This is a genomic window from Rhodococcus sp. H-CA8f, from assembly GCF_002501585.1.
GTDB lineage: Bacteria > Actinomycetota > Actinomycetes > Mycobacteriales > Mycobacteriaceae > Rhodococcus_F > Rhodococcus_F erythropolis.
Window position 1 is genome coordinate 3,740,220 of sequence record NZ_CP023720.1, and the last position, 13,647, is coordinate 3,753,866.

12 protein-coding genes are annotated in these 13,647 nt (G+C 63.1%); 2 read left to right on the top strand and 10 right to left on the bottom strand.

Annotation, left to right across the window (positions count from 1 at the left end):
- Window positions 1-28: 28 nt before the first annotated feature.
- The 10 genes from mutM to CPI83_RS17435 form a co-directional block, all read right to left on the bottom strand.
- Window positions 29-898, bottom strand: a complete 870-nt coding sequence (mutM, locus tag CPI83_RS17390; protein WP_019747953.1) for a bifunctional DNA-formamidopyrimidine glycosylase/DNA-(apurinic or apyrimidinic site) lyase — start codon at window positions 896-898, stop codon at window positions 29-31.
- Between the two features lie 8 nt (window positions 899-906).
- Window positions 907-1,680: a ribonuclease III gene (rnc, locus tag CPI83_RS17395; protein ID WP_019747952.1), complete on the bottom strand. Its 774-nt coding sequence runs from the start codon at window positions 1,678-1,680 to the stop codon at window positions 907-909.
- Between the two features lie 19 nt (window positions 1,681-1,699).
- On the bottom strand, window positions 1,700-1,882 hold the full coding sequence (gene rpmF / locus CPI83_RS17400; RefSeq protein WP_007729318.1) for a 50S ribosomal protein L32: 183 nt from the start codon (window positions 1,880-1,882) through the stop codon (window positions 1,700-1,702).
- A gap of 2 nt (window positions 1,883-1,884) precedes the next feature.
- A complete protein-coding gene (locus tag CPI83_RS17405; RefSeq protein ID WP_007729319.1) occupies window positions 1,885-2,445 on the bottom strand; it encodes a YceD family protein in 561 nt (186 codons plus the stop codon).
- A 189-nt stretch (window positions 2,446-2,634) separates the two neighbouring features.
- The gene (locus CPI83_RS17410) at window positions 2,635-3,396 is read right to left on the bottom strand and encodes a DivIVA domain-containing protein (protein ID WP_003942696.1); all 762 of its coding nucleotides are present in this window, start codon (window positions 3,394-3,396) and stop codon (window positions 2,635-2,637) included.
- Window positions 3,397-3,527: 131 nt separating this feature from the next.
- Complete coding sequence (coaD, locus tag CPI83_RS17415; RefSeq protein ID WP_097387498.1) at window positions 3,528-4,022, bottom strand: pantetheine-phosphate adenylyltransferase; 495 nt, start codon at window positions 4,020-4,022, stop codon at window positions 3,528-3,530.
- Complete coding sequence (gene rsmD / locus CPI83_RS17420) at window positions 4,019-4,585, bottom strand: 16S rRNA (guanine(966)-N(2))-methyltransferase RsmD (protein ID WP_003942746.1); 567 nt, start codon at window positions 4,583-4,585, stop codon at window positions 4,019-4,021. The genes coaD and rsmD overlap by 4 nt, the downstream gene beginning before the upstream one ends.
- Complete coding sequence (locus tag CPI83_RS17425) at window positions 4,582-7,986, bottom strand: pyruvate carboxylase (RefSeq protein ID WP_070796216.1); 3,405 nt, start codon at window positions 7,984-7,986, stop codon at window positions 4,582-4,584. Before CPI83_RS17425 ends, rsmD begins: the two co-directional genes overlap by 4 nt.
- A 120-nt stretch (window positions 7,987-8,106) precedes the next feature.
- On the bottom strand, window positions 8,107-10,368 hold the full coding sequence (recG, locus tag CPI83_RS17430) for an ATP-dependent DNA helicase RecG (protein WP_029255116.1): 2,262 nt from the start codon (window positions 10,366-10,368) through the stop codon (window positions 8,107-8,109).
- Window positions 10,369-10,441: 73 nt separating this feature from the next.
- Entirely contained in the window at window positions 10,442-12,151 is a 1,710-nt protein-coding gene (locus tag CPI83_RS17435) for a DAK2 domain-containing protein (protein WP_097387499.1), read from the bottom strand.
- Window positions 12,152-12,499: 348 nt separating this feature from the next.
- Between CPI83_RS17435 and rpmB the strand changes: the two genes are divergently transcribed.
- Both rpmB and CPI83_RS17445 read left to right on the top strand, forming a co-directional pair.
- On the top strand, window positions 12,500-12,691 hold the full coding sequence (gene rpmB, locus CPI83_RS17440; protein ID WP_003942669.1) for a 50S ribosomal protein L28: 192 nt from the start codon (window positions 12,500-12,502) through the stop codon (window positions 12,689-12,691).
- Between the two features lie 131 nt (window positions 12,692-12,822).
- The gene (locus CPI83_RS17445) at window positions 12,823-13,617 is read left to right on the top strand and encodes an enoyl-CoA hydratase-related protein (RefSeq protein WP_019747947.1); all 795 of its coding nucleotides are present in this window, start codon (window positions 12,823-12,825) and stop codon (window positions 13,615-13,617) included.
- Window positions 13,618-13,647 lie beyond the last annotated feature (30 nt).

The following is a 13,647-nucleotide window of genomic DNA, read 5'->3' on the forward strand; positions in this document are numbered from 1 at the left end:
CACTCCGCCGAACCGAAGGGGCGGAGACCTAGGCGATTCGCCGTGCCCTCGGGGTCGGCTGACACCGCGGGCAACTGAACGACGATCGATTCATGAACTTCTCACGCTTGATCGGCGCGCCGCATCGCGGGCACGGAAGATTCTCCTGCCCGTACGCCGACAGCGACCGGTCGAAGTAGCCCGATTCCCCGTTGACGTTCACGTACAGCGCGTCGAAGGACGTACCGCCCTGATCGAGCGCCTCGCCCATCACCGAGTGCGCCGCGGTCAACAGTTCTCGAAGTTTGGGCCTGGTGAGCGATTCGGCGATTCGGTTGCCGTGAATCTTTGCACGCCACAATGATTCGTCGGCATAGATGTTTCCGATTCCGGAGACCACTGTCTGGTCGAGAATCGCCCGCTTGATCTCGGTGTGCTTGCCCCGCAGGACTTTCACGACGGATTCGAGATCGAACGCAGCATCCATGGGATCGCGAGCGATGTGCGCCACCGACTCGGGCAGCATCGTTCCGTCGACCTCGACGAGAGGTGAAATCGACCAGCCACCGAAGGTCCGCTGGTCGACGAATCGAAGATCAGCCCCGGAATCGAGGGCCAACCGAATGCGTAGGTGCTTTTCCCAGTCGACTGTCGGGGGTTGGACCAACATCTGTCCGCTCATCCCGAGATGAACCACCAGTCCGACACCGGCAGGCTCGAGAACCAGCCACAGATACTTGCCGCGACGCTCTGCCGAAGCGATGGTCTGCCCGGTGAGTTGGCCGATCAAGTCCTCGGAACCGAGAATGTGGCGCCTGATCGCGCGGGGATGGAGGACCTCGACGGCCTCGATCGCCGCACCTACAGCATGAGACTGTAGGCCGCGGCGAACGACTTCGACTTCGGGAAGCTCAGGCAAGAGTGAACTCAGCCGGCGAGATCAGACGGGTTGTCAGCAGCGACTGCGCTAGCAGCGGCATTCTCCGACATCGTCTTCCATGCCGAACTTGCTGCCTTCTGCTCGGCTTCCTTCTTGGAACGACCGACACCGACGCCCAAGGGCTTGCCACTGATGAGAACTGTGGCCGTGAATTCCTTGTCGTGATCGGGTCCGGTAGCGGTGATCTCGTAGACGGGAACTCCGGCACCGTGTTCTGCGGTCAGTTCCTGCAGACTCGTCTTCCAATCCAGACCCGCGCCGAGAAGCGGTGCGCGAGTGAGTAGATCGTCGAACAGATCGAGAACAACACGTCTCGCAGTATCGATGCCGTGCTGCAGGTGTATGGCGCCGAGAATCGACTCCATACCGTCGGCGAGGATGGACGGCTTGTCACGGCCGCCCGTCATTTCCTCGCCCTTACCCAGCAGCAGGTGAGCTCCGAGTCCACCTTCACCCAGAGTCCTGGCAACCTCGGCGAGTGCATGCATGTTGACCACGCTGGCACGAATCTTCGCCAGATCACCTTCGGATTTGTCCGGGTGGGACAGATAGAGATTTTCGGTCACCGTGACGCCGAGAACGGAATCCCCGAGAAATTCGAGGCGCTCGTTCGTGGGCAGACCGCCGTTCTCGTACGCGTACGAGCGGTGCGTGAGAGCCAGGGTCAGAAGACCGGGCTCTATATCTACGCCGACAGCGGCGAGGAGCTTGTCGTGATTGCCCTCGCCGCCGGCGGCTGAAACTGTATTTTCGCTCGTCATAGTCTTTCTCCGGGGAGAACTAGACAGCAGCGGTTACCTGGCGGCCCTTGTAAGTACCGCATGACGGGCATGCGATGTGGGGAAGGGTCTGCTCGCCACAGCCACGGTTGGGGCAGGTAACGAGGGTGGGCACAGTGGTCTTCCACTGGCTACGACGCGACCGCGTGTTGGATCGCGACATTTTGCGCTTGGGGACAGCCACTTCTACTTCTCCTCGGCTTCGGTGATCACAAGATTTTCGCTGGTGTTTGATTCCACGCCAAATTTGGCCGCGAGACCAGCCCAGCGAGGATCAAGTATGTCATGCCCATGCCCAGATTCCGCAATCGCCAGGCGAATGCCACATTCTGAGCACAATCCCAGGCAATCGTCACTGCACAGAGGCTGGAGCGGAAGCGCCAGACCGACTGCATCGACGATAACCGGTTCGAGGTCGATTTCGTCGTCTTCGACCGCGTAGACCTCTCCCTCTTCCGTCGTCTCCTCGGTGGTGCTGTCCGGGTAAGCGAACAACTCCGTGAGATAGATGTCCACGGTGTCGGTGAAAGGTTCAAGGCACCGCGAGCATTCACCCTTGGTGGGTGCGTGCACGTTTCCGGTGACGAGAACGCCTTCGGACACTGCTTCGAGACGAAGATCGAGATCTATGTCCGCGCCCGCTTCGATCGCGATCAGATCGAGACCGATACGGTTCGGGGACTGAATTGTTCTCTCGACGGTACGCATCGACCCTGGACGACGACCGAGCTTGACCGTGTCCAGCAAAAATCCCGCATCACTTGACTGATGCGACGAACTACGACGATGCGTTGACAAAGAGAACTCACCTAACTGTTGAAACTGGTATGGGCAACCACTCCACAATACGGCAGCTACAACGCAAATCCCAATTCCGTCCACGAAAAAGTGGGCCGCCCCATATCGGACGACCCACCCTCGACTGTCTCGTTCGCTCTAGCGACGACGCTCCGAACGACGATCGTCGTCCTGGTAGTCGGGGACTCCCGAACCTGTTCGAAGCTGTTGACGACCACGCCCGACCGATCGAACCGTTCCGGTGAGGAACTCTTCGAACTCGGCCAACTTGGTGTCCACGTACAGGTCACACTCCGAACGCATCCTGTCGGACTCGGCATGAGCGGCGTCGATCACTCGCGCGGATTCCGCGTGAGCTGACTGGACAACCTCGGTCTGCGACACCAGACGAGCCTGCTCCGCCGTTCCCTCCGCCACTGAATGTTCGTACGAGGCCTGGCCGGACTCGATCATCCGATCGGCCTCGGCACGCGCCCGTCCGGTGACGGCCTCGTACTCACGACGGCCGTCGGTGACGGTCCGTTCCGCTTCTGCTTCGGCGTCCTCGACCAACTGATCGGCGTGCGCGCGTGCTTCGGCAACCATGCGATCGGCCTGAGCCTTGGCATCGGACAGAATCCGGTCGGCGTCGTCGCGTGCGTTCTCGACAGTCGAGGTTGCCTCGGCATTGGCGCTGCTGACTGTCTTCTCGGCGTTTGCTCGCGCGTCACCGACCAATTTGTCGCGATGATCGAGGACGTCCTGAGCGTCGTCCAGCTCGCTCGGAATTGCGTCCCGGACGTCGTCGAGTAGCTCGAGTACGTCACCGCGAGGCACAACACACCCCGCGGTCATGGGAACACCGCGCGCCTCTTCGACAATTGCGACCAGTTCGTCCAGTGCCTCGAATACGCGGTACACAAGCAACCCCAATCTCTACCGGCCGAAATCGGCCCACATCGTCACCGGTCCACTCGGACCTGTGCCCGTTCCTGTCCAAGTTTGCCGGAAGAACGGCCAACGGGGTGTCGTCGTGGTCGGTGTGTCGGGGATCAGCTGTTTTCGGCTGCTCGTTCGGCGATACGCGCGAGTAGCCGAGAATGCACCTTGGCCGGGAGCATGTCGGAGACGTCGCCGCCGAAGGTCGCAACTTCCTTCACCAAAGAACTCGACAGGTAGCTGTAGGTCGGGTTCGTGGCAACGAAGAGCGTGTCGACGCCCGTGAGCTTCTGATTCATCTGGGCCATCTGCAGCTCGTAATCAAAGTCGTTCGCGCCGCGCAGACCCTTGACGATCGCGCTGAGTCCTTCTTGTTTCGCGTAGTCGACCAACAATCCGTGCCACGACGTGACGCGAACGTTGGGCAGGTGGGTCGTCGCGTCTTCGAGCATCTCGATCCGCTCGTCGATCGTGAACATGCCACGCTTGCTCTTGTTGATCAGCACGGTGACCACGACCTCGTCGAATTGCGCAGCAACTCTTCCGATTACGTCGAGGTGACCGTTGGTCACAGGGTCGAAGGATCCGGGGCAGACGGCGCCAGTCATGAGTCCAGACCGTAGCAGGTGGCCAGCTCGATGCGGGCTTCACCGTAGTTCTTGGCCTTGATCGGCTCGTAGCCCTGAGGCCACACGGTCTCCGGCGAGCGCGACGATCGTTCGAGTACCACGATCGTGCCCTCCCCCACCCATTTGTTGGCCTGCAGATCAGCGAGCATGGACACGACGGCCTCGTCGGTTACCGCATACGGCGGGTCCGCGATCACGATGTCGTATTCACGCGCGCTCGGACCCGAGACCACGGCCGCAACCGGAGCGGCGCGAACCGTCGCCCCCGGCAACGCGACAGTGCCGATGTTCGCCTTGATGACGGCAGCAGCCTTGGCATCGGATTCCACGAGAACAACGTGCTCGGCTCCCCGCGAGAGCGCCTCGAGGCCGAGAGCACCCGAACCCGCAAAGAGGTCGAGAACCGCGCACCCTTCGAGATCGATGCGCGCTTCGAGAGCACTGAACAGCGCCTCACGAACCCGATCCGACGTCGGACGGGTGCCGCTCGGCGGGACTCGCAGGCGTCGACCGCCCGCGAGTCCCGAGATGATGCGTGTCACTCTGCGGCGCTCTCCCCCGTCGAGACGACTACCAGCAGGTCTCCGCCCTCGACCTGTTGGACGGCGCTGATCGCGATCCGCGAGACGACGCCGGCGCGCGGCGAGGTGATCGCCGCTTCCATCTTCATCGCTTCGATCGTGGCCACGGTGTCGCCGGCCTCGATCTTCTGGCCTTCCTTGACCGCGAGCGTCACGACGCCCGCGAACGGTGCAGCCACGTGGCCCGGGTTGTTCTTGTCGGCCTTCTCCGCCACCGGTACGTCACTGGCAATGGAGCGATCGCGGATCGAGACCGGGCGCAGCTGGCCGTTCAGGATGCACATGACAGTGCGGTAGCCGCGCTCGTCGGGCTCGGAGATCGCCTCGAGACCGATGATCAGTTCCACGCCGGGAGCCAACTCGACCCGGTGCTCGTCGCCGCGCCGCAAACCGTAGAAGAACTGGTTTGCCGAAAGCCGCGACGTGTCACCGTACTTCTCGCGGTGTTCGAGGAATTCCTTTGTCGGGCCGGGGAACAGCAGACGGTTCAGCGTCGCCTGACGGTCCTTCGACGAGCCCTCTAGCAGTACCTCGTCCTCAGCGGACAACGTCGCTTCCGGCTTGGCCTGGCCACGTCCTTCGAGTGCCTTGCTGCGGAACGGTTCCGGCCAACCACCGGGAGGCGTACCGAGTTCACCGCGCAGGAAGCCCACCACGGAGTCGGGAATGTCGAACTTCGCCGGATCTGCGGCGAACTCCTCCGAAGGCACACCGGCGCCGACAAGATGGAGCGCGAGGTCGCCGACGACCTTCGACGACGGCGTCACCTTCACGAGATGCCCGAGCATGCGGTCTGCGTCGGCGTACTTGGCTTCGACCTCTTCGAACCGGTCGCCGAGACCGAGAGCAACGGCCTGGGTCCGGAGGTTGGAGAGCTGGCCGCCCGGAATCTCGTGCGTGTACACGCGACCCGTCGGCGCAGGCAGTCCGGATTCGAACGGCGCGTACACCTTTCGCAGCGCCTCCCAGTACGGCTCGAGGTCGCACACGTTCTGCAGGTTCAGTCCGGTGTCGAACTCGGAGTGCGCGGCAGCGGCGACGATGGCCGAGAGCGCAGGCTGGCTGGTGGTTCCGGCCAGTGCCGCGGAAGCACCGTCGACTGCGTCGGCGCCCGCCTGCCACGCTGCGAAGTACGTGGCCAGCTGTCCACCGGGAGTGTCGTGCGTGTGAACGTGAACCGGCAGATCGAAGTTGCTGCGTAGCGCCGTCACCAGCTTGGTAGCTGCCGGAGCGCGCAGCAGGCCTGCCATGTCCTTGATCGCGAGCACGTGAGCGCCGGCATCGACGATCTCTTCGGCCAACTTCAGGTAGTAGTCGAGCGTGTACAGAGTTTCGTTCGGATCCGACAGATCACCGGTGTAGCTCAGCGCCACCTCGGCGAGGGCCGTTCCGGTTTCACGCACCGCGTCGATGGCGGGCCGCATCTGGTCGACGTTGTTGAGCGCGTCGAAGATTCGGAAGATGTCGATACCGGTGTCGGTGGCTTCCTGAACGAATGCGCGCGTGACCTTTTCGGGATACGGCGTGTAGCCCACGGTGTTTCGGCCGCGAAGAAGCATCTGAAGGCAGATGTTCGGGATCGCCTCGCGGAGTGCGGCGAGCCGGTACCACGGATCCTCGTGCAGGAAGCGAAGTCCCACATCATAGGTCGCGCCGCCCCAGGCTTCGATCGAGAGCAGTTCCGGCGTCAACCGCGCAACGTGCCCGGCTACTCCGAGCAGTCCGCTGGTTCGAACTCGCGTGGCCAACAACGACTGGTGCGCGTCACGGAAGGTGGTGTCGGTGACGCCGACGGCCTTCTGCTCACGCAGTGCCTTCGCGAAACCTTCGGGTCCGAGTTCGAGCAGTCGCTGACGGCTACCGGCAGGAGGAGGCGTCGAGAGATCGATCTTGGGCAGCTTGTCCTGCGGGTACACCGCCGAGGGCCGCTCACCGTGAGGCTTGTTGACCGTCACATCCGCGAGGTAGGTCAGGATCTTCGTGCCGCGGTCTGCCGAAGAACGCAGAGTCAGCAGCTGAGGACGTTCCTCGATGAAGGAGGTCGTCACGCGTCCGGCACGGAAGTCCGGGTCGTCGAGAACCGCCTGCAAGAACGGAATGTTGGTCGAGACGCCACGAATGCGGAACTCGGTGACCGCGCGGCGAGCCCTCGCGACAGCGGCTTCGAGGTCACGACCACGGCAGGTGAGCTTGACCAGCATCGAGTCGAAGTACGCGCCGACCTCGGCTCCGAGCGTGGCGCCGCCGTCCAGGCGGATACCGGCTCCGCCCGGGGTGCGGTACGCGGTGATGCGGCCCGTGTCCGGGCGGAATCCGTTGGCCGGATCCTCGGTCGTGATGCGGCACTGCAGCGCCGCGCCGCGAAGCTTGATCGTGTCCTGTGACAGACCAAGCTCTTCAAGCGTCGAACCGGATGCGATCTTGAGCTGCGACTGGACCAGGTCCACGTCCGTCACTTCTTCGGTGACGGTGTGCTCCACCTGAATTCGCGGGTTCATCTCGATGAAGACGTGATTGCCGCGCGTGTCGAGGAGGAACTCGACGGTGCCTGCGCACGTGTACCCGATCTCCTTCGCGAAGGCGACGGCGTCGGCACAGATCTTGGCGCGCAACTCTTCCGAGAGATTGGGCGCCGGAGCAAGTTCGATCACCTTCTGGTGGCGACGCTGCAGCGAGCAGTCACGCTCGAAGAGGTGGATGACGTTGCCCTGCTCGTCGGCGAGGATCTGCACTTCGATGTGCCGGGGGTCGATGACGGCCTGCTCGAGGAAGACCGTCGAATCGCCGAAGGCCGATTCCGCTTCGCGCGCTGCGGCTTCGATCGATTCCTTGAGCTGTGAGCGCTCCGCAACGCGGCGCATTCCGCGTCCACCGCCGCCTGCAACGGCCTTGACGAAGATCGGGAAGGTCATGTCCTCGGCGGCCGCGAGCAACTCGTCGATGTCCGCTGACGGCTCCGAGGACGCGAGCACGGGGAGACCGGCGGCCTTTGCCGCTGCGATGGCCCGAGCCTTGTTACCGGTCAACTCGAGGATCTCGGCGGACGGGCCGACGAACTTGATGCCTGCCTCGGCGCACGCCGCCGACAGATCCGGGTTCTCGGAAAGGAAGCCGTAACCGGGGTAGATGGCGTCGGCTCCGGCACTCTTGGCGGCGGCGACGATTTCCTCGACTGAGAGATACGCCCGAACGGGGTGACCCTTCTCCCCGATCTGGTAGCTCTCGTCTGCCTTGAGACGGTGGATCGAGTTCCGATCCTCGTACGGGAACACCGCGACGGTTCCGGCACCTAGTTCGTAGGCGGCGCGGAAGGCACGGATCGCAATTTCGCCGCGGTTCGCGACGAGCACTTTGGAGAACATTCGAGAAAACTACCCCGATTTCATCTTGCGTCTACATGCGGAGTCTCATATTTCGGACTGAATCGAGAAACCAACCCGGCGGTCCTCGTGCTATTCGATTTCAGCTTGTCGTCATACCTGTCACGACTTCTCGAGGTACTCGATCCGGTCGGAGTCCAGGGCAGCGGTCACCATGGAAGCGAGGGCGGGATGATCCTCGAGCGACGGATCGGAGTCGACAATTCCCTGAGCGAACTCCCTGGCGGACTCGAGGATGTCTCCGTGGGCCATGAGGGAAAGCAGCCGCAGATTCGAGGTTGTGCCAGACTGCGCCGCACCGAGAATGTCTCCTTCACGTCTGGTCGCGAGGTCGAGTTGCGCCAGTTCGAACCCGTCGTTGGTCGCTGCCACCGCCGAGAGCCGCTCGTACGCCGGTCCGCCGGGATTGCTTCCGGTGACGAGGATGCACAGCCCCTGGTGCTTGCCTCGACCGACTCGTCCGCGCAGCTGATGGAGCTGACTGACGCCGAACCGCTCGGCGTCGACGATCACCATCACCGTCGCATTCGGAACGTCCACACCGACTTCGACGACAGTCGTACAGACGAGGACGTCGATGTCACCGACGTTGAACGCGCTCATCACGACGTCTTTTTCGTCGGAAGGCAGTCGACCGTGCAGCAACCCGACTCGCAGATCAGCCAGCGGGCCACTCGACAGCTCTTCGAAGACGTCGACTGCCGACTTGGTCTCGGGCTGCTTCTCCTCGGTGAACTGGTCCTCACCGGCACCCTGCTCACCGTCGCCGATGCGTGAGCACACGACATACGCCTGACGACCAGCGGCAACGTCCTCACGGATTCGTTCCCATGCGCGATCCACCCACTGCGGCTTCTGCTTCGCGGGCACGACGCTGCTCTTGATCGGGGTTCGCCCACGCGGTAGTTCCCGCAGAGTCGAGACCTCGAGGTCGCCGAGCACCGTCATGGCGATGGTTCGCGGAATCGGCGTTGCCGTCATCACCAGCAGATGCGGACTTAGACCTTCACGCGCTCGTGATCGCAACTGATCACGTTGCTCGACGCCGAAGCGGTGCTGCTCGTCGACGACAACCATGCCGAGGTTGAAGAACTCCACGTTGTCCTGGATGAGCGCATGGGTACCGATGACGATCCCGGCATCGCCGGTCACGGCTTCGAGCAGCGCTGCGCGCTTCGCAGCGACAGGCAGCGAGCCGGTCAGAAGGGCGATACGGGTGGAATGTTCGGCCGAACCGAGTTCACCACCTGCCGCCAACGGACCCATCATCTTGCGCAGTGATCGCGCATGCTGATTTGCCAGGACCTCGGTCGGTGCGAGCAACGCGCACTGATAACCGGCGTCGACGACCTGCAACATCGCGCGCAGAGCCACGATCGTCTTGCCTGACCCGACCTCGCCCTGAAGAAGCCGGCTCATCGGGTGTGGGCGAGCGAGATCGCTGGAGATCTCCTCCGCGACCGCTTGCTGTCCCTCCGTCAAAGTGAACGGGAGCATCTCCTCGAACTGGTCCGCGATCCCGCCGGCAACCGGAGCGCAGGCCGGCGCCACACGCTCGGAATTGTCGTGACGACGCATCGCGAGGACCAACTGCAGAGACAGCGCCTCGTCGAAACGCAGACGATCCTGAGATCGTTCGATGTCCTCCTTGGTATCCGGGAGGTGAACGGTGCGCAGTGCCTCGTCCAAACCGATGAATCCGTGCTCGGCCCGAGTCTCGGCGGGCAACGGCTCCTCGATCGGATCGAGTTGATCGAGCACTTGCCGCACGCACCGCATGATGGTCCAGCTCTCGACCTCGCGGGTCGCCGGGTACAGCGGGATCAATGCGCGGTCGAAGACGGACAGATCGAGTTCGGCGCCGGGATCCTGGTTTGCGCGAGCCAGACCGGCAAGGTCACCGGCCCCCTTGATGGATGCAAGCGGAACTACCGAATCCTCCTCGCCGACACGAGGTTCCGGGAGGATCAGGTAGCTCGGGTGGGTGAGAGACCACTTGCCGCGGAAGTACTTCACCGTCCCGGAGAACATCGCGCGCACGCCGGGCTTGATGACGTGCCGCACCTTCTGCGGATTGAAGAACGTGACGTCGACGGTCTGCGAATCAGTCGCGAGCGATACTCGCAACATCTGCCCCGGACGGTTCTTCATCTTCACGACCGCCGCCGACGCCACCCGCGCGATGATGGTGATGTGCTCACCCTCGGGCGGCTCCTTCTCGGCAAGTTCCTTGCCTGCCGACGCGTACCGGTGCGGGTAGTGACGCAGCAGGTCCTCGACCGTCCGAATCTCGAATGCCTCGTCGAGCGCGTCCGCGGTCTTCTTTCCCAGCAGCCGATCGAGTGGGTCGGCGAGCGTCGCCATCAGTTCCTCCAGCACAGTGTCGCGGTAAGCACATGTGTTCGTATATCAGTAGTCACCGACAGACCCGGTTCGATCACTCCACACCCAATTGGAACAGGTCACCCGGCTGATCACCCTGATAGACGAGCACGTCGACGCCCGGATGGTGCGCGATGACGTGCGCCTCGAGCTGCCCGGCCAGGTTGTCCGGCGCGTCGGCGCCCATGAGTAGGGTCACGAGTTCGCCACCGGATCCGAGCGCGAGGTCGACCAGTCGCGCACTCGACTCCGCGACGTCGGGACCGATGAGCACCACCTCGTGCCCCATCAGACCGATCGCGTCACCCGGATCACACGTCCCGACGTACGTCAGCGAACGCTCGACCGCAATTCGCAATGATCCCCAGCGTGTCGCAGCCGCCGCCTCGGACATCGTGAAGCCGTCGTCGGCGACGTTGCGTTGAGCGTCGTGAACGGCAAGTGCGGCCAAGCCCTGAACCATCGACGATGTCGACAGCAGCAGAACCTGGTGAAGCGGATCGCGTGCAGCGGCACTGACTGCGACCAGTTCCTGAGCCGTCAAGGCTCCGTTCGGCAGCACCAGAACTTCGCTTCGCTCCATCTGACGAATGCGGCCGAGCAGTTGCGCACGTGTCACCGGCGCGTCGTCGCACCGAAGAACCGTCGCACCCTCACTCTCGAACAACGCCGCCGCACTCTCACCGGCGACGACGGCCAGAACGCCGCGGGCACCGGCACCCGGGAATCGCCTCTCCGCCCGTGCCACCAACTGGTCGCGTTCGTCGACGAGAAAACTGCTTATGCGAATACCGTGGACCTTCCCGGCTTCGAGGCCGGCTTCGACGGCTGCACCGGCATCGCAGCAATGCACGTGCACCGACCAGCCACCGAAGCCGTCGCTGACGATGACCGTCGAATCTCCGAGGACGGACAGCCGCGTGCGCAGCGCCGTCATGCGATCGTCGTCCGAGTCGTCGACGAGGTACATGACCTCGAAATCCTGTTCCGAGTGATCACCACATTCGATCGGGCTCTTGTGAGCCCAATCGTGATCGAATGCGCTGACGTCGACAACTGCGCTCGACCTCGGGTCCGGCGTCCCCAGATCCTCGCGAACCTGCGACTTCCCGGTCACCACCTCGACAAAAGCGTCGAGGATCAGAACCAGACCGAATCCCCCGGCATCGACCACCCCGGCCGACGCCAGAACGTCCAGTTGCTCCGGGGTCTTGTTCAGCGCGATCGCAGCCGCATCGGCAGCGGCGGCAACCACGGAAGCAAGATCCTCGCCGCTCGGCGTCTTGGTGTCGACGCACTCCTGCGCTGCCTCACCCGACGCGCGCAGAACCGTGACGATGGTGCCTTCCACCAGATCGGAGACAGCCCGAGAAGCCAGCCCCGTCGCCGTGGTCAGTGAGTTCGCAAAGCTCCGGCCGTCGATGTGCTCGCCTTGAACGCTCTCCGCGATACCCCGGATCACCTGGGAGAGGATCACTCCGGAATTACCGCGTGCACCGGACACTGCGCCCCGAGCCAGCGCGTTCGCGACGCGGCCTGCACTGCGGACGTCGTCCTCGATCGTCTCGGCGGAATCGAGCGCGGCCCGCATCGTGAACAACAGGTTGGTGCCGGTATCCGAATCAGGGATGGGAAAGACGTTGAGGCTGTTGATCTCACCGCGACGTTTCTGGAGGCTGTCGACCGCCCGGCGGGCCCAGCGCCGCAGCAGATGTCCGTCCGCGACGGATTCCGCTTCTTCGGCGACGCGTTGCACTTCCCCCACTGACGGTTCCCCTCCACGATGGACAGACAGACGATGGAAAGACTGACGATGAAAAAGAGATCGGTGATCGGTGCAGTCGAGGGTAGTCCGACGCTTCTGCGCAACCGTCATTACCGGGCGGTTTGGCCATTCGGGCCGGAAGCGGTTACTCTTACACGGTTGCCTCGAACGGGCTACACGAAATAATGCTGCACTTTGTTTGTTGCTGATTGACTGTTTTCACGTTCGACTGCACAGTGAGCGGTCAAGGATCGGTTCGAAGTCGAGTATATTCGGATTGTAATTCTGGCTGCCCTACCGTGTAGGGTAACCACTTCAATATTCATTTCTAACAAGGAGTTCGCGACTATGGCTGCCGTCTGCGACGTATGCGCCAAGGGGCCCGGCTTCGGTAAGTCGGTCTCGCACTCGCACCGGCGTACCAATCGTCGCTGGAACCCGAACATTCAGTCTGTTCGTACCGAGGTTGCCCCGGGTAACACCCGTAAGGTCAACGTGTGCACCTCCTGCCTGAAGGCAGGCAAGGTCGCTCGGGGCTGATTGCCCGAGCACAAACTATTGCAGGCTCTGCCCCCGTCACTTCGGTGACGGGGGCAGAGCTGTTTCTATGTGTCTGTATCTATGTGTCCCCGTGTTTCGTATGGCTGTCCGACACCCGTAATGTGCGTTGAGTGACTTCCATCGATGACCTGAGCAAAGTGACCCTCGACGAGGGCGTACTCCGCATCACCATTTCCACCGCCGCCAACGGCACCTCCCTCGACGACGAAGGACTGGTTCAGGGCGCGCAGGCGCTCGAGACAGTCGGAAACGACATCGGGAGCATCCTTCTGGTCGGCGAAGGCGCAAACTTCTGTGCCGGCGGCAACGTCCGTGCGTTCGCCGCAGCCCCTGACCGCGGCGAGTATGTCGCCGAGGTTGCCCGTGTCTTCCACGTGTTCGTTCGCGCGCTCGACGCCGCGACCGCTCCAGTGGTGGCCGGGGTCCACGGATGGGCTGCCGGCGCCGGAATGAGCCTGGTCTGCCTCGCCGACGTCGCAATCGGCGGCACCGGCACCAAGCTCCGCCCCGCGTACCCCTCCATCGGTTTCACCCCGGACGGCGGAATGTCGTGGACACTCCCCCGCATCGTCGGCGTGGCACGCGCTCGCGAGATTCTTCTCAACGATTCGGTGATCGGTGGCGACGAAGCCGTCCGGCTGGGGATCCTCACCCGACTCGTCGGCGACGACGAGGTCCAGGAAGAGGCAGCTCGCCTCGCACGCGCCTTGGCCAACGGGCCGAGCACGTCGTACTCGGGAATCAAAGCGCTGCTGCGTTCGTCACGGACGAACTCGCTCGCCGAGCAACTCGACGCCGAGGCTGCGTCCATCGCCCTCGCGGCGAACAGCCCGATCGGGCGCGAGGGTGTCGACGCATTCGTCGACAAGCGTCGCCCCGATTTCACTTCCGCAAAGCAGGCCTAGTCAGCTGGCATGCCGAATGTCGTGTCACGA

Coding starts and splice junctions, on each gene's coding strand:
- rnc (WP_019747952.1), bottom strand. CDS start 1,680: ATGACGAGCGAAAATACAGTTTCAGCCGCCGGCGGCGAGGGCAATCAC.
- coaD (WP_097387498.1), bottom strand. CDS start 4,022: ATGACTGGCGCCGTCTGCCCCGGATCCTTCGACCCTGTGACCAACGGT.
- CPI83_RS17425 (WP_070796216.1), bottom strand. CDS start 7,986: ATGTTCTCCAAAGTGCTCGTCGCGAACCGCGGCGAAATTGCGATCCGT.
- recG (WP_029255116.1), bottom strand. CDS start 10,368: ATGGCGACGCTCGCCGACCCACTCGATCGGCTGCTGGGAAAGAAGACC.
- rpmB (WP_003942669.1), top strand. CDS start 12,500: ATGGCTGCCGTCTGCGACGTATGCGCCAAGGGGCCCGGCTTCGGTAAG.